This window comes from Streptomyces sp. NPDC001532, assembly GCF_040298625.1.
Classification (GTDB): domain Bacteria; phylum Actinomycetota; class Actinomycetes; order Streptomycetales; family Streptomycetaceae; genus Streptomyces.
Genome location: NZ_JBEPAL010000002.1, coordinates 199,451 through 221,044, shown reverse-complemented (window position 1 = coordinate 221,044; position 21,594 = coordinate 199,451). Strand labels below are relative to the sequence as shown.

The 21,594-nt window shown below is 71.7% G+C and carries 22 protein-coding genes; 10 read left to right on the top strand and 12 right to left on the bottom strand.

Translation table 11 applies throughout. The features are described from left to right. Window positions 1-7 precede the first annotated feature (7 nt). Window positions 8-826, top strand: coding sequence for a hypothetical protein (locus tag ABT232_RS03655; RefSeq protein ID WP_351835302.1), 819 nt, complete (start codon window positions 8-10; stop codon window positions 824-826). 12 nt (window positions 827-838) lie between these two features. Here the strand turns inward: ABT232_RS03655 and ABT232_RS03650 are convergent, their stop codons facing one another. From ABT232_RS03650 to ABT232_RS03630, 5 genes are read right to left on the bottom strand one after another with little or no spacing between them, the layout of a single operon-like run. Next, window positions 839-1,345 (bottom strand): DUF2165 domain-containing protein, encoded by a 507-nt coding sequence (locus tag ABT232_RS03650; RefSeq protein ID WP_351835300.1) that lies wholly within the window; start codon window positions 1,343-1,345, stop codon window positions 839-841. Between the two features lie 53 nt (window positions 1,346-1,398). Next, on the bottom strand, window positions 1,399-2,445 hold the full coding sequence (locus ABT232_RS03645) for a tyrosine-protein phosphatase (RefSeq protein WP_351835298.1): 1,047 nt from the start codon (window positions 2,443-2,445) through the stop codon (window positions 1,399-1,401). A gap of 57 nt (window positions 2,446-2,502) precedes the next feature. After that, window positions 2,503-2,691, bottom strand: a complete 189-nt coding sequence (locus tag ABT232_RS03640; protein WP_351835295.1) for a DUF397 domain-containing protein — start codon at window positions 2,689-2,691, stop codon at window positions 2,503-2,505. Next, a complete protein-coding gene (locus tag ABT232_RS03635; RefSeq protein WP_351835292.1) occupies window positions 2,688-2,888 on the bottom strand; it encodes a DUF397 domain-containing protein in 201 nt (66 codons plus the stop codon). Before ABT232_RS03635 ends, ABT232_RS03640 begins: the two co-directional genes overlap by 4 nt. Beyond that, window positions 2,885-3,697, bottom strand: coding sequence for a helix-turn-helix domain-containing protein (locus ABT232_RS03630; RefSeq protein WP_351835291.1), 813 nt, complete (start codon window positions 3,695-3,697; stop codon window positions 2,885-2,887). The genes ABT232_RS03635 and ABT232_RS03630 overlap by 4 nt, the downstream gene beginning before the upstream one ends. Before the next feature lie 113 nt (window positions 3,698-3,810). Here ABT232_RS03630 and ABT232_RS03625 point away from each other — a divergent pair, with 113 nt between their 5' ends. The 4 genes from ABT232_RS03625 (at window position 3,811) to ABT232_RS03610 (ending at window position 7,158) form a co-directional block, all read left to right on the top strand. Further along, a complete protein-coding gene (locus ABT232_RS03625; protein WP_351835289.1) occupies window positions 3,811-4,212 on the top strand; it encodes an ATP-binding protein in 402 nt (133 codons plus the stop codon). A 293-nt stretch (window positions 4,213-4,505) separates the two neighbouring features. After that, entirely contained in the window at window positions 4,506-5,453 is a 948-nt protein-coding gene (locus ABT232_RS03620) for a helix-turn-helix domain-containing protein (RefSeq protein ID WP_450871582.1), read from the top strand. Window positions 5,454-5,545: 92 nt separating this feature from the next. Continuing rightward, window positions 5,546-6,661, top strand: coding sequence for an ADP-ribosylglycohydrolase family protein (locus ABT232_RS03615; RefSeq protein ID WP_351835287.1), 1,116 nt, complete (start codon window positions 5,546-5,548; stop codon window positions 6,659-6,661). A 38-nt stretch (window positions 6,662-6,699) separates the two neighbouring features. After that, complete coding sequence (locus ABT232_RS03610; protein ID WP_351835284.1) at window positions 6,700-7,158, top strand: pyridoxamine 5'-phosphate oxidase family protein; 459 nt, start codon at window positions 6,700-6,702, stop codon at window positions 7,156-7,158. A gap of 88 nt (window positions 7,159-7,246) precedes the next feature. Here ABT232_RS03610 and ABT232_RS03605 read toward each other — a convergent pair whose 3' ends face one another. The 3 genes from ABT232_RS03605 to ABT232_RS03595 form a co-directional block, all read right to left on the bottom strand. Then, complete coding sequence (locus tag ABT232_RS03605) at window positions 7,247-8,821, bottom strand: sodium:solute symporter family protein (RefSeq protein WP_351835281.1); 1,575 nt, start codon at window positions 8,819-8,821, stop codon at window positions 7,247-7,249. 204 nt (window positions 8,822-9,025) lie between these two features. After that, window positions 9,026-10,867, bottom strand: a complete 1,842-nt coding sequence (locus ABT232_RS03600; RefSeq protein ID WP_351835279.1) for a DUF8823 domain-containing protein — start codon at window positions 10,865-10,867, stop codon at window positions 9,026-9,028. 251 nt (window positions 10,868-11,118) lie between these two features. Further along, window positions 11,119-13,632, bottom strand: coding sequence for a D-alanyl-D-alanine carboxypeptidase (locus ABT232_RS03595; protein ID WP_351835277.1), 2,514 nt, complete (start codon window positions 13,630-13,632; stop codon window positions 11,119-11,121). A gap of 214 nt (window positions 13,633-13,846) precedes the next feature. Between ABT232_RS03595 and ABT232_RS03590 the strand changes: the two genes are divergently transcribed. From ABT232_RS03590 to ABT232_RS03580, 3 genes are all read left to right on the top strand, one after another. After that, window positions 13,847-14,581 carry a GOLPH3/VPS74 family protein gene (locus ABT232_RS03590; RefSeq protein ID WP_351835274.1) on the top strand — a complete coding sequence of 245 codons (735 nt, stop codon included), beginning with the start codon at window positions 13,847-13,849 and terminating at the stop codon, window positions 14,579-14,581. Between the two features lie 240 nt (window positions 14,582-14,821). Next, window positions 14,822-15,685 (top strand): helix-turn-helix domain-containing protein, encoded by an 864-nt coding sequence (locus tag ABT232_RS03585; RefSeq protein ID WP_351835273.1) that lies wholly within the window; start codon window positions 14,822-14,824, stop codon window positions 15,683-15,685. 177 nt (window positions 15,686-15,862) lie between these two features. Beyond that, window positions 15,863-16,054 carry a DUF397 domain-containing protein gene (locus ABT232_RS03580; RefSeq protein ID WP_351835270.1) on the top strand — a complete coding sequence of 64 codons (192 nt, stop codon included), beginning with the start codon at window positions 15,863-15,865 and terminating at the stop codon, window positions 16,052-16,054. A gap of 156 nt (window positions 16,055-16,210) precedes the next feature. Here the strand turns inward: ABT232_RS03580 and ABT232_RS03575 are convergent, their stop codons facing one another. From ABT232_RS03575 to ABT232_RS03565, 3 genes are all read right to left on the bottom strand, one after another. Then, window positions 16,211-17,080, bottom strand: coding sequence for a MerR family transcriptional regulator (locus tag ABT232_RS03575; protein ID WP_351835269.1), 870 nt, complete (start codon window positions 17,078-17,080; stop codon window positions 16,211-16,213). A 61-nt stretch (window positions 17,081-17,141) separates the two neighbouring features. Beyond that, on the bottom strand, window positions 17,142-17,660 hold the full coding sequence (locus tag ABT232_RS03570) for a glutathione peroxidase (RefSeq protein WP_351835266.1): 519 nt from the start codon (window positions 17,658-17,660) through the stop codon (window positions 17,142-17,144). A 9-nt stretch (window positions 17,661-17,669) separates the two neighbouring features. Continuing rightward, complete coding sequence (locus ABT232_RS03565; RefSeq protein ID WP_351835263.1) at window positions 17,670-18,647, bottom strand: ArsR/SmtB family transcription factor; 978 nt, start codon at window positions 18,645-18,647, stop codon at window positions 17,670-17,672. A 75-nt stretch (window positions 18,648-18,722) separates the two neighbouring features. On the opposite strand from ABT232_RS03565, the gene ABT232_RS03560 reads away from it, so the two are divergent. Next, the gene (locus tag ABT232_RS03560) at window positions 18,723-19,925 is read left to right on the top strand and encodes an MFS transporter (RefSeq protein WP_351835260.1); all 1,203 of its coding nucleotides are present in this window, start codon (window positions 18,723-18,725) and stop codon (window positions 19,923-19,925) included. Between the two features lie 70 nt (window positions 19,926-19,995). Then, window positions 19,996-21,177, top strand: coding sequence for an NAD(P)/FAD-dependent oxidoreductase (locus ABT232_RS03555; protein WP_351835258.1), 1,182 nt, complete (start codon window positions 19,996-19,998; stop codon window positions 21,175-21,177). Here the strand turns inward: ABT232_RS03555 and ABT232_RS03550 are convergent. After that, window positions 21,152-21,592: a MarR family winged helix-turn-helix transcriptional regulator gene (locus tag ABT232_RS03550; RefSeq protein WP_351835657.1), complete on the bottom strand. Its 441-nt coding sequence runs from the start codon at window positions 21,590-21,592 to the stop codon at window positions 21,152-21,154. The two genes, ABT232_RS03555 and ABT232_RS03550, sit on opposite strands and share 26 nt — an antisense overlap. Between the last annotated feature and the right edge of the window lie 2 nt (window positions 21,593-21,594).

The window sequence follows — 21,594 nt, the reverse complement described above, 5'->3', positions numbered from 1 at the left end:
GGCAGCAGTGGCACAGCCGAGTACGAGACGCCCGAGCACACCACCGCCGCCACCGGGGACACCGCCCCGCCTGGCACCGGCGCCGCTCGTCCGCACCGTCCCGCGGGCGCGGCGCGGCGTCCTGTGGTGGCTCGGCTGGCTGGTGCCGGTGGTCGCCGCACACCGCCTGTGCTCGCCGACCCGGCCCGACCGGGTCAGGGACCGCGCGATGGACCGGGCGCAGCTCTGGCGCGGCGCGCTCGGCCTCGCCATGACCGTGGCCGCCTGGCTGGTCCTCGGCCTCGTGCCCGCGCGTGAGATCCCCGGCCGGTTCTGGGAGAGCTTCGGCTGGGCCGTCGGCAGTCTGCTGCTGATCTTCAACATCTACGGCGTGGCGGTCGCGATGACGCCCAAGGGCCGGAAGTGGGCCGCGACCAAGCTGTGGCGCGGCCCGTTCCTCGCCTTCGTCCTCACCTACACGTCCTGGGTCGTCGCCGGCGCGACCGGTCTTTTCGACTGGCCGCCGGACCGGGACTCGCCCGTGTCCACCGCCTGCGGCCTGTGGCTGGCCGGCTTCAGCCTGTACGGCCTGGCGCTGCTCGTCCTCAACGGCGGGCGCACCGCCGACGTCAACGACTGCCTGCCGGTCCTCCTGCCGACGGTCCTCATGTTCTGCCTGAGCCTGCCCACGCTCGGCGACCCGATGTACGACAAGGTCTCGATGCCCCTGCGCCTGGCGCTGGGCCTCACCGGCCCGGTGACTCTGGTCCTCCTGGCCCGCTGGCAGCTGCGGCGGCTGCGCCTGCGGCACGGCGTACGCCTGTCGGACATGTGGCACCGGGCCTGACCGGGAGGACGCCTAGCGGGCGTCGGGCGCCGGCTGCCGGACGCCCGGCAGGTGGTTCACGACCAGCACGACACCGCTGAACAGGAAGATCCGGGTGGCGGCGTCCAGTCCGTTCCAGTCACCGGACTGCCACATGGCGAACCACTCGCCGCCGATCCCGATGAACCCGACCCCGAACAGCAGCATGACCATCAGCAGCCCGTACGTGGCGAAGCGCTGCCCGCGTACGTGGTCCCGCCGGGCCCAGAACCAGGTACCGGCGATCAGCACCAGCGCGGCGGCCGTCTCCCACACGATGATGGCGACGTACGCGGCGTCCTGGAGCCCCTTGCTGGTGATCGCCCGCCACATCAGGTCGTCGTCCTTGAACGTGGTGTCCATGGCGAGGACATGCTGCACGAACTGCTGGTTGGTCCCGAAGTCCGTGATGTTCCCGAAGGCGACCAGCGCCATGTAGAGCGCCACGGTGGCCGTGAGGAGCGTGGCGGCGAGGGGGAGGGTCCGAGAGGTTGTGGTCATGACACACATCCTCCCCATCCGGCCCCGCCGCCGGTGCGGAATGAGCCAGAAGATCACCCCACGAGCAACTCGGCGCGCAGTCGCATGAGTTCGGCCGCGTTCAGACCGAGGCCTTCCCGCTCGTACGCGGCGAACGACCCGAACTCCTCCCGTACCTCCGCGAACCCGGAGTTCAGATACTCGGGACGGACGTCGAGCAGCGGCTTGTACACGGCGGCCTGGGCCGGCGGCAGGGCGGCCAGCATCGCTGCGTTGGCCTCGGCGCGATAGTCGTTGGAGGCGAGGTAGTCCGCCATGACCGTCTCGCGCGGCACACCCAGCGCGGTCAGCAGCGCGGCACTGGCCCAGCCGGTGCGGTCCTTGCCGGCGGTGCAGTGGTACAGGACGCCGTCCGCGTCCCCGTCGGAGAGGTCGGCGAAGACGGACGAGTACGCGGCCTTGGCGCCCGCGCCGCTGACCATCGCCTTCTCGCCGTCGATCATCATCCGGGCGGCCTCGTCCGCGGTCTCCGGCATGGTGAAGACCGGCGAGCCGTCACCGATCACATCGGCGACGACGTACTTCACCCCCTCGGGCACCCGGTCCGGATCGGCGGTCCGCTCCTGCGTGGTCCGCAGATCGAAGTCGGCCGCCAGCCCGAGCCGCTTCAGCTTCGCCACATCAGCGTCGGTGAGCTTGCCGAGCGAGTCCGACCGGTAGACGACGCCCATCCGCACCCACCGGCCGTCCTTCGTCCGGTACCCGCCCGCGTCCCGCAGATTGACCGTCCCGTCCAGCCGCACCAGCCGGTCCGCGAGCCGCAGACTGCCGCCGTGCTCGGGCACGAGATCGAACCACTGCCGGTCGGCACCGGGCAGCCCCCGCACGACGACACTGCCGCTCGCCGCACCGGAGGCGACGACCCGCCCGTTCGCCCGCACCACGACCTTCCGCACCCCCGGCGCCTTCCAGGTGATCGCGTAGGACCCGTCGTCCTGCGCGGTCACCTCGGCGGCGGTGAACGGAATGTGCTGGGCCGAGTGCGCGGGCGCGGCCGTGGCGACGGGAGCGGTGAGCCCGACGACCAGCGCGGCGACACCGACATGAGTCTTGAAGGTCATGCCGCAGATCGTTCGGCGACCCGAGAAGCGGAGCGCGAACCTCCGATGAACCCGCTGTCAACGCCGAACGAACGTTCCCAGGAAGGCGCCCCAGGCGTCGGGGGAGAGGGTGAGGTGTCCGCCGGGGGTGTTCTTGGAGTCGCGGACGTGGACGGTGGAGTCGGTGGGGGCTATGGCGACTTCGACGCAGTCGGGGCCGTCGTTGCTGCTGTAGCTGCTCTTGAACCACTCCAGCGGGGCGGTCATGTCTCGTCCCAGCGCCGAGTGAACGTCCATAGGAAGGTGCTCCAGGCGTCGGGGGTGAGAGTGAGTCGGGGGCCGAGGGGGTTCTTGGAGTCGCGGACGTGGACGGTGGAGTCGGCGGGGGCTATGGCGACTTCGACGCATTCAGGGCCTTCGTTGCTGCTGTAGCTGCTCTTGAACCACTTCAGCGTGGGCGTCATGTCTCTTCTCCTAGAACCTTCTCAATGAACGCCAGTGAGTCCCGGGGCGTGAGCGCTTGCGCCCGGATCATTCCATAGTTCATTTCCAGGGTCTGAACCTCACGTGGGTCACTGATCAGTCGGCTGAGGAACTGGACCTCCAGGTGTCCCAAGGTCTTCCCGTCCCGGAGCTTCAGCAACTGGAGCGAGCCGCCCATGCCCGCGTGATCCTCGCGATCGGTTGGCATCACCTGGATCACTGCGTGCCGCAACCTCGCGATTTCCAGCAGGTGTTCGAGCTGACGTCGCAGCACCAGTTTGCCTCCGATGGGGCGCCGCAGCGTCACCTCTTCCTGGACAAAGGTGATGTGCGGGCGCGGCGAGCGCTCGAAGACGACCTTTCGAGCCATCCGCGCGGCCACGTGACGTTCGATGTCGTCCTCCGAATAAGGCGGTCGCCGCATCGCGAACAGCGCCTCCGCGTACTCCGTGGTCTGGAGAAGGCCATGGATGAGGTGACTGGCGTAGGCCCCCAGGTCAACCGCTTCACCCTCAAGGTTGGCAAGATCCCTGGCCTTCTTCGGATACCGCGCCCGCTCCACGTCCGCCTTCATGGACGCCAGCTTCCCGCCGGCCCCCAGCACCTCGTCCGCCTTGTCCAGGAACTCCGGCTTGGGGACGCGCCGCCCTCGTTCCACCGAGGAGACCATCTCCTCGCCGTAACCGATGGCGGACGCCAGCTCCGACTGCTTGAGGCCCGCCTGTTCGCGCCACACCTTGATCTGCCGCCCGACCGCCTTGAGTACGGCCTCGGCTTCCTCGTCCTCCACTCGTGCCCCTCCTGACGTACGAGCCGTACGACGACGCCATGCGCCCGTACAGTCACGCTCTGTACCGGCGTCATCGCTGTTCAGGGTAGGGAAGCTTGGCCACGCTGGGTGACGTGAACCACGAATTCGCCGTACAGCTCTCGGCCACCAGAAGAGGCGCCCGCCTCGCCCGCCTGCTCACGGAACGCCAGCTCGACGACTGGGGGGAGCCGTACGAGAACGCCGCGCAGGTGGTCGCCGAGCTGGCCGCCAACGCGGTGACGCACGGCCGGGTCGCGGGCCGGGACTTCCGCCTCACCCTGAGGCTCCGCCCCGACCGCACCCTCCGCATCGAGCTGGCCGACGCCCGGGGCGACCGGGTCCCGTGTCTCCCGGACCCGGTGGTGGACGACGCGGAGTCGGGCCGGGGGCTGCGCGTCGTGACGGCGTTCGCGCGGTGCTGGGGCGTGGTGGAGGCACCGGCCGCCGCCAAGACCGTATGGGCGGAACTCGCACCGGGTCGCGGCGGCGCGTGACCCGGCCGGGCCCGACGTCAAAGACTGAGTACCGGGGGAAGAACCGAACCCACCCCCGCCGCCCCCGGCGATCACTCGCCGGAGTGAATATGCCGAACTCGGCTGGCGCGGCAGGTCAGTTGTGGTGCAGCGTCAGCCCGGACAACCGCAGACATGCTTCGGCCCTCGCCGGGACTGCCATCCCAATGCGAGGGCCTGATCACCTAGGAAGTAGGCGCTTCCCGATGACTGAGCAGCACCCTAACGCGCCCGCGCGCCCGGCGTCCGGCCGTTACTCCTCCGGAGTACGGCACGTGACCGAACGCCACGAGAGCCACTTCACCGTGGTCGGCAACCACCTGGCCCAGCACCGTGAGCTGTCGCTGACGGCGATCGGCCTGGCGACCCACATCCAGTCGCTGCCGGAGGGCACGCCGGTCGGCATCAAGACGCTGGCCGCGAAGTTCCCCGAGGGCGAGATCCGGATCGCGGCGGCGCTGCGCGAACTGGAGGAGCACGGATACCTCGCGCGTCCCAATGAGCGTCTTCGATCGGGCCGAGTCGTCACCCGGACCGTCTCGTACAACAAGCCCCGACTCGCCGTGACGGCGGCGGCGCCGAAGCTCGAGCCGACAGCGGAACCCGCGCCCGCGCCGCCGTCGCCGCCGTCGCCGCCGTCGCCGCCGTCCGACGCCGCCGACGTCCTCGCCGGTCTGCGCGCCCACGACGCCCGGCTCGTCCTGAGCGAACGGGACGTACACCGGCTGGCCCCGGCGGTCGCGGCCTGGCTGGACCGCGGGGTGCCCGCGGCGGTCGTACAGCGCACCCTGACGACGGGCCTCCCCGAGGACCCGATCCGCCACCCGGCCGCCTTCCTGGCCGGCCGCCTCACCACCCTCCTGCCCCCACCCCTCCCGGTCACCCCACCACCCCCCTCGGCCCCCCGCCTGGACCCCCTCCAGACCTGCGACGGCTGCGACAGAGCCTTCCGGGCCCCGGCACCGGGCCGCTGCCGTGACTGCCGGGACCGCGCGAGATCCGTACGATCCGCGAGCACGCCGAGGCGGAGGCCGGGTCGTGACCGACTGGTCGCCGCCGAACTGGCGGCGCTCGGACGTGACTCCGTCACGATCGGGAGGCCTGTCGACCGAGAGGGCGGACTGCGGGAGTTCGACATCCTCGGCGGACGCGGCTTCGTCAGCTTCCTGCCCGTGCCCCGGCACGCCTGCGTCTACGTCTGCAATGTCACCTGGTACGGCTGAAAGCGACCGATACATCCCCTGAGCCGACCGTTCCCGTTCGATTACAGTGCTCGCGTCGTACGTACGGGCGGACGGTGCTCTGGGAGGTCTAGGTGAGTCCGACAGCCGGGCCTGTCTGGGGGCGGGTCGAGCAGCAGGACTTCCGGAGCAGGGTGCGCGGCACACTGCTGGGCGCGGCCGTCGGGGACGCGCTCGGCGCGCCGGTCGACGGGCTGGGCATCGAGGAGATCCGCGAGACGTACGGGCCCGAGGGCGTCGTCGACCTGGCTCCCGCGTACGGGCGGCGCGGCGCCGTCACCCACCTCACCCAGCTCACCCTGTTCAGCGTGGACGGCCTGATACGCGCCCAGGTCCGCCGCGACACCGGCGCCTGGCATCCGCCGACCGACGTGCACCGGGCGTACCTGCGCTGGGCGGCGACCCAGCGGGACTGGGGGCCGGACGAGCGGCGCAAGGACGACGGCTGGCTGGCCCGCGAGGAGTGGCTGTACGCCCGCCGGGACCCCGCCCGCCCGCTGCTCATCGGGTTCGGTGACGACACCATGGGCACCTTGGAGGCGCCGAAGAACCCCGGCGAGGCCGGACCGGAGGCGGCGGCCCGCTCCGCGCCCTTCGGGCTGCTCGTCGGCTGGGAGCCGCAGCTCGTCGCACAGCTGGCCGTGGAGTGCGCGGCACAGAGCCACGGACACCCGACCGCCTACCTGGCCGCGGGCACGTACGCCGTCGTCGTGCACGGCCTGGCCCGCGGCGAGAGCCTGGACGGCGCGGTGCAGCACGCGCTGGCGATGCTGGCCGCCCGGCCGGGCCACGAACCGGTCTCGGGCGCGTTGCAGCAGGCACTGGGCGCCGTACGGCAGGGGATACCGACGCCGGGACGGGTGGAGGAACTGGCGGCCGAGGGCACCGCCGAACACGTCCTCTCCGCCGCCCTCTACTGCGCCCTCGTCGGCGAGGACGTACGCCACGGCCTGCGCCTCGCCGTCAACCACGGCGGCCCCTCCGCCGCCACGGCAACCCTCGCCGGCGGCCTCCTCGGCGCCCTGCACGGCGAGACGGCCCTGCCCCCGTCCTGGCTCGCCGAACTCGAAGGCCGCCCCACCCTCCTGGAACTCGCCGACGACTTCGCCATGGAAATGACCCAGGGCCCAGCCCTCCACACCCCATCGGCGGCGTCCCCGGCGTGGCTGGCGAGGTATCCACGGGGCTGATGCGGGAATGCCTTTGCGGGGCCGGGAGTTGACCCGGCATGACCAAAGGCCCCGCACCACGCGTCCTGTCCGACGGCGATCTCTCCGATCTGCTCGGCAGCCGGCAGTTCGGCACGCTCGCCACCGTGAAGCGCAGCGGCCATCCGCATCTGACCACCATGGTCTACAGCTGGGACCCCGAGTCACGCATCGTGCGGTTCTCCACCACCGCGGACCGGATCAAGGTCAAGCACCTGCGGCGGGAGCCCCGCGCGGCGCTGCACGTGCCGGGTGCTGACGTGTGGTCCTTCGCCGTGGCGGAGGGCGAGGCCGAGGTGTCCGAGGTGACGACCGTCCCCGGTGACGCGGTCGGCCGGGAGCTGCTGGCGGCGCTGCCGGAGATCGCGCGGCCCGAGGACGCGGACGCGTTCCTGAAGCAGCAGGTCGACGAGCGCCGCGTGGTCATCCGGCTCAGGGTGGAGCGGCTGTACGGGACGGCGGTCGACATCGAGGGGTGAGGGGCACCGCGCTGGACGGGAAAGGACCGTGCGGTCGCAGCCCTCGTGGTGGCTGTGTCCGCACGGTCCCCAGGGGCCGGGAAGCCGGTCAGTCCTTGACCGCCACCCCGGGCGCCCCGCCCTGCTGCGCCGGGATCGGCGCCGCCGCACCGGCGGCGTCATCGTCGTCGTCCGTGTTGATGCGCTCGATGATGGCCAGCCGCTCCGGGGTGTCCTCCGGCTTGAGGAAGCCGATCAGCACGTAGAGGATCAGGGAGACCGCCAGCGGGATCGACACCTGGTACTGGAGCGGGACGCCGCCCTCGACGTTCCAGTTGATCGGGTAGTTGACCAGCCAGAAGGTGAACAGGCCCAGGGCCCAGCTGGTGATCGCGGCGGTCGGGCCGGAGCGGCGGAAGGGGCGGAGCAGACCGAGCATCATCGGGATGGCCATCGGGCCCATCAGCCCCGCGACCCACTTGATGACGACGGTGATGATGTCCTTGAAGGTCGGGGAGTTGACCTGCGTCGCCGCCGCCATGGACAGGCCGAGGAAGACCACCGTCGCCACGCGGGCCGCGATCAGCCCGGTCCGCTGGCTCCAGGCCCGCGCCTTCGCCGAGATCACCGGCGCGCAGTCACGGGTGAAGACGGCCGCGATGGCGTTGGCGTCGGAGGAGCACATGGCCATGGTGTGCGAGAAGAAGCCGACGATGACCAGGCCCAGCAGACCGTGCGGCAGGAGCTGTTCGGTCATCAGGCCGTAGGAGTCGGAGCCGTCCGGCTTCTGGGCGTCCACCAGCAGCGGCGACATCCACATCGGGTAGAAGAGGACGAGCGGCCAGACCAGCCACAGCACCGCCGACAGCCGGGCCGAGCGGGCGGCCTCCTTGGGGCTGGAGGTGGCCATGTAGCGCTGGGCCTGGTTGAGCATGCCGCCGTTGTACTCGAAGAGCTTGATGAAGAGGAACGCCAGCAGGAACACCGCGCCGTAGTCGGCGACCAGCGGCTTCTCATGGCCCTGGAGGGCCGGCTGGTCCCACGCGTCGAAGAACCCGATGCCCTTGTCGCCGAGTTCCATCACCACCGCGACGAACATGGCCACACCGGCGAGGAGCTGGATGACGAACTGGCCCAGCTCGGTCAGCGCGTCCGCCCACAGGCCGCCGATCGTGCAGTAGACGGCCGTGATGCAGCCGGTGATGAGGATGCCCTGGTTCAGTGAGATGCCGGTGAACACCGACAGCAGGGTCGCGATCGCGGCCCACTTCGCGCCGACGTCCACGATCTTCAGCAGCATGCCCGACCAGGCCAGCGCCTGCTGGGTCTTCAGGTCGTAGCGGTTCTTCAGGTACTCCAGCGGCGAGGCCACGTGCAGCCGGGAGCGCAGCCGGTTGATCCGCGGGGCGAACAGCTTCGAGCCGATGGCGATGCCCAGGGCGATCGGGAACGACCAGGTGACGAACGACGTGACGCCGTAGGTGTAGGCGATGCCCGCGTACCCCGTGAACATCACCGCGCTGTAGCCCGACATGTGGTGCGAGATGCCGGAGAGCCACCACGGCATCTTGCCGCCGGCGGTGAAGAAGTCGCTCACGTTGTCCACGCGTTTGTGCGACCAGACGCCGATGGCCACCATCACACCGAAGTAGCCGATGAGCACGGCCCAGTCGAGACTGTTCATGCGCCACCCTCCCAGGGTCCGCCCAGATCCGCCTTGTGAACGGCCCGCTCATCGTGAGTGCGGTCACATGGGCGCGACAAGGAACCGGAAGGTCAAGAGCAGGTAAAAAAGTTTCGCCTGATGACTCCCGTTCACCTATCTGAACCATCGGAAGCGCGCCTTCCAGCGCTTCAGGGCCTTTAAGGGGGCACGGCCCTCAACGGGTCAGGGCCGGCGCAGTTCCTCCGGGCACGGCGTCCCGCGCGGCAGGTCGTACGGCGAGGCGAGGCGGTAGGTGCCCGCGCGAGGAGCGAGCAGGACCGTCCACCTGTCCTTGTTCTCGTCCTCCTCCGTCTCCATCAGGCAGCCGTTGGGGTTCTCGAACACCTTCGGCTCCCCTTCGGGACGGTTCTCGGACTCCTCCGACTCCCGCGGCCCCTCGACGCCCTTGCCCTCGGCGTCGACCAGCTTCAGCCAGGGGGAGTACGGCACCCGGATCAGCACCCGGCCGGGCTCGCTCACCCGGAGCGTCATCTCGCCCTGCTCGGCACGCTCCACCGTGGCCGGCGGATCGGCCAGCGGCGCCGGATCGGTCACCCGGAACAACTGCCAGTTGGCGTCGCCCCAGATCTGCTCCAGATACGGCAGACCGCGCTGCACCAGCTCCCGCTCGCGCTGCCCGCCGTCACCGTCCGGCTCGTCCTTGGGCAGCACCACGAAGTGCACCGCCCAGCGCTTGAGCCACAGGTGGTAGTTGGCCGAGTTGAGGGTGTCGTCGTAGAAGAGCGGGTTGCGCTCCATGTCGGCCTGGCGGTTCCAGCCGCGGGCCAGGTTGACGTACGGCGCGAGCGCGGACGCCTCGCGGTGCGAGCGGGCCGGGACCACCTCGACCCGGCCCTTCGCGGCGCCCACCTCCTGGAGCTCGTTGACCAGCGGGGCCAGCTCACGGGCCCAGGAGGCGCGCGGAGTGGTGTGCACGACGTCGTCGACCGACTTGAAGCCGATCCAGCCCACGAAACCGGCACACGCCACCACCAGCGCGTACCACTTGCGCGACCGCGGCACCGCGAACGGCACCGCCGCGACCAGCGCCGCCCCGGCGAACAGCATCGCCAGCCGAGTGATGTTCGAGCCGATCTGCGAACTGATCAGCCAGACCAGCAGCACCGCGAGGAAGTACACCCCGGACGTGATCCGCACGGTGACCCACTCGCGCGGCACGAGCAGCAGGACCAGCGCCGCGTACAGCAACGGCAGCGAGGCCGAGCCGAACGACATCGGCTGGGTGCCGGAGAACGGGAACGCCCACGCGGAGACCGCCACCACCGCGGACGGCCCGAGGCCCAGCGCCCAGGCGCCCGGCCGCCGCTTCTGGAGGAACAGCGCCACCGCGACCAGACCCACGAACAGGCCCGCCACCGGCGACGACATGGTGGCCAGCGCCGCCAGCGGAGCCGCGCACAGCGCCTTCGCCCAGCGCTTGTAGCGCCAGCGGTACGGCCAGCAGAACACCGCCGCGACCGCGGCCAGCGCGAACAGGTTGCCCAGCCCGAAGGTGACCCGGCCCGAGGCCGCGTTGCCCAGCAGCCCGAACACACCCGCCAGCGCGGGCCACAGCGGATCGCGCACCACCCGGCTGCGGATGAGGATCAACGTCAGCAGGGCCGCCGACAGCGTCCCCGCGATCATCATCGTGGTCCGCACCCCGAGGACCGACATCAGATACGGCGAGACCACGCTGTACGACACCGGGTGCATACCGCCGTACCACGCGAGGTTGTACGCCGAGTCCGGGTGCCGGCCGACGAACTCCGCCCAGGCGTCCTGCGCCGCGAGATCGCCGCCACTGTTCGCGAACGTGAAGAACCAGACGATGTGCAGCACGCCGGCCACGGCGGTGACGAAGAGCACCGGATGCCGTGCCGTCCACTCCCGTACGGTGGCGAGCCCCGAGACCTCGCCGCCGTCCCCGGGCCGCTCCGGCGGGTCCGCGGGTACGCGTATTCGCGGGCCGTCTCCCGGGCCCGGACCGGTGTCATCGGTGCGTGTCGGCTCCGCAGTCGCCACCTGAAGGCACTCCCCGTGTCCCGTTCTTCTGTTCCCCCACGGGTTCCCGGCCGTTTCCGTCCGGATCACCCCGGGTTTCCGTCCGCGTCCACGCACACGGGCGGCCTGTCCCGTTTCGTGACGCTAGCACGCACCCCGCCGACGGGCGCCCTGGTGGGGGGCGCCCCGGCGGGGTGCGCGGGGTACGGCGGCGGAGGCCGGCGGATCCGGTCGGCCGGTCCGGGTCAGCCGATGCGGGTCGGCCGGTCCGGTCAGCCGATGCGGGTCAGCTTGTCCGTGAAGCTCGGCTCGACCAGGTCCCGCTGGAGCGCGACCGGCACCTTCACCGCGCCCGCGGTGGCCCCGTCGCCGACGGTCAGCGTGCCGACCTTGGCACCGGCCTTCGCCGTGTGCGGCAGCTCGTCCGCCGCGAACGACAGCTTGACCTCCAGGCCCGCCCAGCCGACCGCCGTCACGTCCTCCGTGGCGACGACCGGGGTACGGCCGCCGAGACCGTCGTCCACATAGCCGACGACAGCGCCCTTCTTGATGATCGTGGCCGGCTCCATAGCGTCCTGCGCGGCCCGGATCAGCTGATCGCCCGCGGACAGGGCGCCCGCGAGGATCGTGTTGTCCACGCCGCCCGGAGGCTGGCGCACCACGGCGCCCACGATCGTGCGGGTCTCGCCGTCGATGTCCTTCTTCGCGGCGAACACCAGGTTGCCCAGGGCCGAGGTGGTCGTGCCGGTCTTGATGCCGACCACGCCGTTCTTGCCGACCAGCTGGTTCCAGTTGGAGTGGTTGACACCCTTGTAGTCGTCGTACGACATCATCGCGGCGACCTCGCGGAACGCGGGCTGCGTCATCGCGGCCTTCGCGAGCTTCACCTGGTCCACGGCCGTGCTCACCGTCGAGTCGTTCAGCCCCGACGGGTCGGTGTACGTGCTGTTCGTCATGCCGAGGTCCTCCGCGGTGGCGTTCATCTTCGCCACGAAGTCCTTCTCGGAGCCCGCGTCCCAGCGGGCCAGCAGACGCGCGACATTGTTCGCGGATGCGATGAGAATGCTCTCCAGCGCCTCCCGCTCGGAGATCTCGTCACCCGCGAAGACGTTGACCGTCGACTCCTGACCGGCCTGCGACTGGTCCTCCGCCGCCTGGTCGATCTTGATCTTCGGGCCCTCCTCGCCGCTCTTCAGCGGGTGGTCCCGGAGGATGACGTACGCCGTCATGACCTTGGCGACGCTCGCGATCGGCACGGGCTTCTGCTCGCCGGACGAGCCGAACGAGCCGATGCCCTGGACGTCCAGGGCGGCCTGACCGTCCTGCGGCCACGGGATGTCCACCTTCGAACCGTCGAAGATGAAGCTCTCCTCGGCGGTCAGCCGGAGGGTCGGCGCCGGCAGCTCCCGCATCGACTGGACGACCGCGAACACGACCACCAGCAGCAGCACCAGCGGCGTCCAGATCTTCACCCGGCGCACGGCGGTGCGCAGCGGCGTCTGCGGAGGCGGCGGCGTGTTCGTCAGCTCGGCCAGCAGGTCCAGCGGCGGCCTCGGCGGCAGCGGCTGCTGCGTGGTCCGCTCCGGGCCCACCTGGGGGACGGCGGCGGTGGCGTCGGCGGGAGCGGGAGCGGGAGCGGCGGGGGGAGCTTCGGCGCGCGGCTTGCGGCTCTCCGGGGCGTCCAGGGGCTTCAGCGCGACGAACTTGCTCGTGCGCTCCGCCTCGGCCGCGGGCTTCTTCTCGGCCTCGGGCTCCGCCTTGCCCTCCGCCTCGCCCTCGGGCTTCTTGGCGGCGCCGCCGATCTTCAGCATGGTGGTCGGCTGGTCCACGGCCGGCTCCGCGGGCCGTACGGCCTTGAAGACGGCGGTGGGCTGGTCCACCGCGGAGGCCTCGGCTTCGCCTTCGTCCTCCGCGTCCTCACCCGCGCCGCGCTCGCCGTCGGCGGCATCCGACTCGTCGTCGGAGCCGCCCTCGGCCACGGCCTCGGTGCCCTCGTCCTCGTCCGCGGCGCCCTCGGACTCGGCACCGCCCGGCTCCTGCCCGTCCTCGGCCGCGTCCGCCGCGTCCGCCGCGTCCGCGGCCGTTGCGGCCGAGGCGTTCGCCGTGGCGGCGGCCTTCTCGGCGCGCGGGGAGTCCTCGGCTTCGTCGGCTTCGGCTTCGGCTTCGTCGGCTTCGTCGGCCTCGGTCTCGTCGACCTCGGCCTCGGCCTCGCTCGTGGCGTCAGCCGTGTCCTCGTCGGCCGACACGCCCCCGGCGCCCTCGGCGTCAGCTTCGTCCCCGCCGCGCGCAGCGCCCTTCGCGGCGTCGGCGTCGGCCTCGGCCTGGCGGCTCGCAGCGTCCGCGGCGCCCTCCGCCTCGTCCCCGCCGTCGCCCGCGCCCTCGGTCTCCACGTCCGCCGCAGAGCCGTCCGCGTCCGCCGCAGAGTCCTCCACGCCCGCCGTGGAGCCGTCCTCCCCGTCCGCCGCGTCCGCGTCGGTCCCGTCGGTCCCATCGGCCTCGTCGGCGTCCGTCGCGCCCTCCGCGGGACCGGAGCGGACCCACGCGGCGACCGCCGCGCGGAGCTTCTCGTCGCCGGAGCCGTCCGTGCCGCGGGCTTCGGCGAGTTCCTTCGCGGAGAGGACCCGCGTCGCGGTGTCGACGGCGGCGCGCGCCACGGCGAGGCGCGGATCGCTCACTTCACTCCTGGCCTCGGGAACCGGACCCGCGCTCCCCGACGTCGGTTCTTCCGACGACTCGCGCTGCTTCGACCTGTCGGGGGACTCGCCCGCCACCGATGCCTCCTCCATGCCGCACGCTCCCGTGCGTTACCGAACCGAACGCTGCCCGGACACCTCGGCCAACCACTGTCCGAACCATGTACCAGTGTCCTGTGTGCGGGCTAAACCCAAGCGGTAGACGAGAACGACATAGCTACTGGTTCCACTACGAACCGGTCACGCACCCTCGACAGACCAATGTGAGAGGGGTCACCCTGTCTTTCATCCACGCGGGGAGGCATGGATGGGCAGGAGCCGCAGAACACTTCCGGAGGAGCTTCTGCTGCTGGCACTGGACCCGGCCACGGGTACCACTGCACAGCCGCAGTCGCTCGACCTGGGTCTGGCCGGAGCACAGCTAGTGGAGCTGGCGCTGGCCGGACGGATAGCCCCAGACGGGGATCGTATCGCCGTGGTGGCACCACGGCCGACAGGAGATCCGACACTGGACTGCGCGTTGGAGTTGCTGCGAAGGCGTGGCGCTCCGGTGCGTGCCGTCCACTGGATCGGCGGGCCGCGTCTCGGGCTACGCCAGACGTACCTCTCGCATCTGGAACGCTGCGGCATGGTGCATGCCGTGGAGGGCCAGATGTGCGGAGTGCTGCCGACGACTCGCTACCAGGCGACGGACACCGACATCAGCCGGGAGATCAAGGCCCGGCTGGACAACGCGATCCGCACCGGCGTACCGCCGGACCCGCGGACCGCGGCGCTCGCCGCACTGGCGCACGCGGTCGGTCTCGGCAAGCACCTGTATCCGGGGAACGAGGGACGCTCGTCCCGCTCCCGGCTGCGGGACCTGATCAGGCACGACCCCATGGGCGGCCTCGTGGCGCACGCCGTGATGGACGTCCAGAACGGCGCGGTGGCACAGCCGCGTCGTGCCGCGGGACCGACAGGCCGTCAGGCCCCGGAACCCGCACGCGGTGTACCGGCGCAGCCGCGCCACGGCAGCATGGCCCGTGCCGTGGCTCACTGAGCCGCACCGCAGCACAGACCCGTTCGGGAGCCGCGAGCCGCGCGGGGTGGTGGAAAGCGTCGTTCGGACGACGGACGCTTCCGCCGCCCCGCGCGGACGCATGTCCACATGTGTGGATCTGGCGTGTACCCGCCGTATATCCGCTGTTTCCCAGCGGTCGGAAGCACCTTGGTGGCAGTCTGCTGAGCAGCAGATACGCAAAGTTGCAAGTTTGAGGCAGCAGCCGGAGGTGCGCGTCCCGTGGCGTCCAATGTCAATCCCACCGTCAGGCGGCGCCGGCTGGGCCAGGAGCTGCGCCGGCTCCGCGAGCTCAAGGGCATGACGGCCGAGGAGGTGGCGGAGCGGCTGCTGGTGTCGCAGTCGAAGATCAGCCGCCTGGAGAACGGCCGCCGCAGCATCAGCCAGCGCGACGTCCGCGATCTGTGCGGGGTGTACGAGGTGGAGGACCACCGGATCGTCGACTCGCTGATGCAGATGGCCAAGGACTCCCGCCAGCAGGGCTGGTGGCACTCCTTCGGCGACATCCCCTACAGCGTCTACATCGGCCTGGAGACGGACGCCGCGAGCCTGCGCGTGTACGACCCGCAGGTGGTGCCGGGCCTGTTGCAGACCCGGCAGTACGCCGAGGCGCTGATCGTGGGCGCGCTACCGGAGGCGACCCCGACCGACATCGACAAACGGGTGCAGGTCCGGCTGCGTCGGCAGGAACGTATTGCCGCCGACGAGAACCCGCTGCGGCTGTGGGCGGTGCTGGACGAGGCGGCGGTGCGCCGCGAGGTCGGCAGTAAACAGGTGATGATCGAGCAGCTGGAGTACCTGCTGGAGATGTCACAGCTGCCGCACGTCACGGTGCAGTTGATCCCGTTCTCGATGGGCGCGCATCCCGGCGTGAGCGGGCAGTACGCGATTCTGGAGTTCCCGGACGCCGCCGATTCGAGCGTCGTCTACATCGAGGGCGTCACCAGCGACCTTTATCTGGAAAAGGCACAGGATGTCCAGAAATACAGCGTGATGTACGAGCATCTACGGGCGCAGGCGCTGAATGTGGAGCAAACCCGGGAATTCATCGGCGAGGTGGTCAAGGACTACGCCGGTCGCCGGTAAGGCGCCGCAAGGTACACCGTCGCCCGGGCGGGATGGAAGACCCCACTGGAATATGCCATCCGGTCGAGTGAATAGTCTCTCCGCCCTCCGAAGTTGGCGAGTAGCGTCGATCACGCCAATGACGCAAGAACGTTGGCGCAATCACAGCAACTCAGCAACTGTCTCATCGGAGTGAAAATGGCGATCAAGCAGGGCGCTCAGGACCAGTGGGTCAAGTCCTCCTACTCCCAGGGCAACGGCGCCTGCGTGGAGATCAAGTCCCCGGCCCGCGCGGCGATGGCCGTCCGGGACTCCAAGGTCGAGCAGGGACCGGTCCTGGCCTTCCCCGCCGGCGCGTGGAACGCGTTCGTGGCATCGGTGAAGGCGTAGGGAGAGGATCTGACTGATCCTCCCCCCGCCGATCGGAGGCCGATCGGACGCCGATCGGGCCACGGCCCGCGACGACCGGCCGACAACCGCACAAGCAGCACCAAGAAGAGCCCTCTCGACGAGCCCGCCGTCCTTGCCGAGGGGGCTCGGCTTGTGTCAGCCCGTCATCGGGAACGCCACATCGCACACCGGATCCTCGGCGCCCGCCGCGTCCCAGTCCGCGAAGTAGACCTCACGGCACGGCCCGGCCGCCTCCAGCCCCCGCTCCCGCAGCCACTGCTCCACCGCCTCGAAGGCGGCCAGGATCTGCGGGTGCGCCACCTGCGCCTTGGCGATCCTGGTGTAGGCCAGACGCCGGGCCGGTTCCACCCGGACCCGCGTCTGCCAGGCCCGGCCCCGGGCCTCGGCCCAGGCCCGCGCCGCCGCCTCGTCGGCGACCGGGACACAGGCCTCGGCGGGCCCGTCGCTCTCCATGGAGACCTCGGAGTGGTAGACGACGTACGGCGCGCCGGTCACGCCGCCGCACTCCCGGGCCGCGCGTTCCAGCCGCCCCAGTGACGCCCCGATCCACGCGGGCAGCTCGTCGGCGAGGGTGTGCCGGGTCTCGGTGATCACCACCTGCGCCGGTACCTCGGCCGTTTCGATCGTGAACGTCTCGTACATCTCGGAGCTCCTCCCCGACAGCCGTCCACGGAGGTACGCGGCGAGCGTCCGCTGACCGGCCAGCCGGGCCTCGACGTCCGCCCAGTAGGCGGCGAGCAGCCCGGCCGCCTCGGCGCCGTCCGCGCGGACCACCTCGGCGATCCGGGCGAGCGGCATGTCCAGCTGCCGCAGCAGCGCCACCAGCCGGGCCCGCTCGGCCTGGTCCGCCCGGTAGTAGCGGTAGCCGCTGGCCGCGTCGACATGCGCCGGGGCGAGCAGGCCGAGCCGGTCGTACAGCCGCAGGGCCTTCGCCGAGAGGCGGGCCCGTGCGGCGAACGCCCCGATGGTGAGCAGTTCCTCGTCCACCTGTGCATCCTCCGTCACCGGGCGGCCTGGTGCGCCCGGCGTTCAGGAGGCTCCGGCCTGCCCCAGGGGAAAGGTCGACTCAGCCGAGCCGCGCCTCGATCGCCTCGACGACCGCCGCCGCCTCCGGCTCGGTCTGCGGCGAGAACCGGGCGACGACGGTGCCGTCACGGCCGATCAGGAACTTCTCGAAGTTCCAGCGGATGTCACCGCTGTGCCCCTCGGCGTCGGCGAAGCCGGTCAGCCGCTCGTACAGCGGGTGCCGCTCCTCGCCGTTCACCTCGACCTTCTCGGTCATCGGGAAGGTCACGCCGTACGTCGCCGAGCAGAACTCGGCGATCTCCGAGGCACTGCCCGGCTCCTGGCCGAGGAACTGGTTGCAGGGCACGCCGAGCACGGTGAAGCCCCGGTCGGCGTAGCGCTCCTGGAGCCGCTCCAGACCGGCGTACTGCGGGGTCAGCCCGCACTTGGAGGCCACGTTCACGACGAGCACGACCTGGCCGGCGTACTGCTTGAGGTCGGCGGGCCCGCCCTGGAGAGCGTCGATGTCGACGTCGAGAACGGAGGGCCCGGAGGAGGAAGAGGATGCGTTGGTCGTCATGGGCGGATGCTAGCCCCGCCCGGTGACGGACGCCTCGACCAGCACGTCCCCGGCGGTCGTGCGGGCGTACAGCACCGACCGTCCGGCGCGCCGCCGCTCCACCAGTCCCGCCTCCCGCAGCACCCGCAGATGCCGTCCGACCGAGCCGAGGCCCTGCCCGGTGACGGCGGTCAGCTGGGTGGTGCTCAGCGGGGAGTCGAGGAGGTCGAGGACGGCCGCCCGGGCGCCGCCGAGCAGGGCGCCGAGGCTCGCGGGCACCTGCCGGGCGCGGTCGCCGGCGAGCGGGCCCGAGCAGGGGTACACCAGGGCGTACCGGTTCCGCTCCGGCTCCTCCCAGGACACCCAGCCGGCGCGCGGCGTCACCGGGACGAGGACCAGCTCGGCGCCGGAGATGTCGCGCGGCGGGTACGCGTGCGCATTGACCTGGAACCGGCTGGTGCCCAGCCAGCGCGTCCCGGGCCGCAGCGTGTCCAGGACGGCCGCCCAGCCGCCCCGGCTCATCCGCGCGGTCCGGGCGACCACGTCGGCCTCCAGGACGCGGCGCCGCCGGGCCCAGGTCGGCCGTACGGTCTCGGCCCAGACGTACTCCAGGAGCGCCCCCGCCCGCTCCGGCAGGTCGTCGCGGTCCAGCCGGTCGGGGAGCGGTCCGGCGAGGGAGCGGCACAGGTCGGCGCGGGCGGTGCCGGGGCGGGCCGCGCGGACCCGGGCGACGGCCTGGGGGAAGTCCTCGCCGTCCAGCGGGGTGGGGGTGAGGAAGTCGGCGATCCAGTCCCGGCCGAGTCCGGCCCGTACCAGCAGCGCGGTCACCGGGTCGGCGGCCAGGCGGGCCCGGTAGCCGGGCAGGTGGGCGCGGAGCCAGTCCCGCTCGCCCGGGTGCGCGCCGGTGCCGGCGTGCAGCAGCTTCAGGCTCGCGAAGGTCTCGGCGTACGGGGAGAGCAGGAAACGGCCGCGGGCGAGGGTGTCGGCGTCCACCCGCCACCAGCCCATGACCGCCCCCGCCCCGTGGTTTCGCGTGTGCGCGAAACAATAACCGGCCGGTCGCGGGCGCCGGAGACTCCGGGCATGCGCAGTTCACCGGGCTATGCAGGCCTCTTCCGTACGCCGGAGTTCACTCCGCTCTTCGTCTCCGCCGCCGCCCAGACCGCAGCCCAGACGCTCGGCGGTCTCGCGCTCGGCACGCTGGTGTTCCGGGCGACCGGGTCGCCGCTGCTGGCGGCGGTGAGCATGTTCGGCCCGTCGCTGGCCCAGGTGGCCGGGGCGACCTTCCTGCTGTCGGGCGCGGACCGGCTGCCGCCGCGGGCCACGCTCACCGCGGTGGCGCTCGCCTTCGCGGCCGGTACGGCGGTGCTCGCGGTGCCGGGGCTGCCGGTGGCGGCGGTGCTCGCCGTGGTCTTCGCACAGGGGCTGGTGGCCTCGCTGGGCGGCGGAGTGCGGTGGGGGCTGCTGACCGAGATCCTGTCCAAGGAGCGCTATCTGCTGGGGCGTTCGGTCTTCAACATGATGAGCGGACTGGCCCAGATCGGCGGGTACGCGGCGGGCGGCGTCCTGGTCGCCGTGCTGACGCCACGGGTGGCGCTGCTGCTGGCGGCGCTGCTGTACGCCGCGGCGGGGCTCACCCTGCGGCTCGGCCTGACCGCCCGTCCACCGCGCGCCACCGGCCGCCCCTCGGTCCGGGCGACCTGGCGGGCCAACTCCACGCTGTGGTCCTCGCCTTCGCGCCGCCGTCTGTATCTCGCGCTGTGGGTGCCCAACGGGCTGATCGTCGGCTGCGAGTCGCTGTACGTCTCCTACGCGCCCACGGCGGCCGGGCCGTTGTTCGCCTGCGCGGCGCTCGGCATGTTCGCCGGGGACGTGACGGTCGGCCGGCTGCTGCCGCCGGAGCGGCGGGCGCGGCTCGGGGTGCCGTTGCTGCTGTTGCTCGCCGGGCCCTACCTGCTGTTCTTCCTGCGGCCGTCGGTGTTGGTGGCGGGGGCGCTGGTGCTGGTGGCGTCCGCCGGGTTCGGGGCGGGCCTGGTGCAGCAGGAGCGGCTGCTCGCGCTCACCCCGGACGAACTGTCCGGCCACGCCCTCGGGTTGCACTCCGCCGGGATGCTCACGATGCAGGGCGTGAGCGCGGCGCTGGCGGGCGCGGTGGCCCAGCTCGCCTCCCCGGCGACGGCGATGACGGTGACGGCGGGGGCGTCGATCGCGGTGACCGGCGTGCTGGCGCGGGGGCTGCTCGGGGCGCGGAGGACGGAAGGCATTGAAGTTCGTGCAACGAACTAATATGGTTCGTAACACGAACTGATGCCTGTGCATGCAATGTCCGCATGCCGCCGAGGGGGAGCCGAGTGCCATGAACAAGGTCGTCGTCGTGGGCGGGGGATACGGCGGTGCCGCCGTCGCCAAGGCGCTGGACGCCGACGCCGAGGTCGTCCTGGTGGAACCCAAGGACGCCTTCGAGCACGCCGCCGGATCGCTGCGCGCCCTGGTCCGTCCGGACTGGGCGCAGAACATGTTCTTCCGCTACGACGGGCTGCTCGAGCGCGGCACCGTCGTCCGCGACCGCGTGGTCTCCGCCGACCCCGGCGGCGTACGGCTGGCCGGCGGACGCCGGATCGAGGCCGACTACCTGATCCTCGCCACCGGCTCCGCCTACCCCTTCCCCGCCAAGGCCGGCACCGACGACACCGCCGAGGCGCTGGCCCGGCTGCGCGCCGCGCACGGCGAACTCGCCGCGGCCGGACGGGTCCTGGTCGCCGGCGCCGGACCCGTCGGACTGGAACTGGCCGGTGAGATCAAGTCCGTGTGGCCCGGCAAGGACGTCGTGCTCGTCGACCCCGCGCCCGAACTGCTGCCCGGCTTCGCACCACGACTGCGCGCCGACCTGCTCCGGCAGCTCGGCGAACTGGGCGTGGAGGTACGGCTGGGCACCGCGCTCGCCGAAGAGCCTCCGGGCGAGCCCGGACACACCGAGCCGTTCACCGTCCGCACGACCACCGGGGACGAGATCTCGGCCGACCTGTGGTTCCGCGCCCACGGCGGCCGGACCAACGGCGACTACCTGGCCGACGGACGGCTGACCCGCCGTACCGCCGCCGGGCGGGTCCACGTCACCGAACGGCTCACCGTCGAGGGCTACGACCACGTCTACGCCCTCGGCGACCTCACCGACCTGCCCGAGGCCAAGATGGCCGGCTACGCGATGCGGCACGCGGAGGTCGTCGCCGCCAACGTGCGCGCCCAGGTGCGCGGGGAGCGGCCCGGCGCCGTCTACCGGCCCTCGCCGGTGCCGTCCGTGCTGCTGCCGCTCGGACCGGAGCGCGGCGTCGGGCAGATGCCGTCGGAGGAGAGGCCGGACGAGCCGGCGGTCCTGCCCGCCGAGGTGGTCGCGCGGTACAAGGGGGCGGACCTGTTCGTCGGACGGTTCCGGGAACTGTTCGGCACGGCTCCCGCGCCGACCGCCGCTTCCCTGGACGCCGCCGCCCCGGACGCCGCTCCCGAGGCCTCCGCTACGGCCGCGGCTCCGGCTCGCTGAACACCTGCGGCACCTCGTTGTCGACGACGACCCGGGCGAGGAGTGCGGCCAGCCGCTCCCGCTCGCCGGGTGCCAGAGTGCGCGGCAGCTCGTCGATCCGGCGGCAGGTGGCGGCGTAGAACTCCGCGGCGAGCGTCGCGCCCTCCTCGGTCAGCGCCACCCGCACCGCACGGCCGTCGCGCGGGTCCGGCTCCCGCCGGACCAGCCCGCGCTGCACGGTCCGGTCCACCAGACCGGTCAGGCTCGACTTCGCCAGCCCCAGCATCGAACCCAGCTCGCTCATCCCGTACGGTTGGGGCATCAGCACGCACAGCAACTGCCCCTGCTGCGGGGTCAGCCCGAAGGCCCGGCCCGACTCGGCGTACACCGCGTTCACCAGGAACGCCGACCGCACCAGCGCGGTCACGACGCCCATCT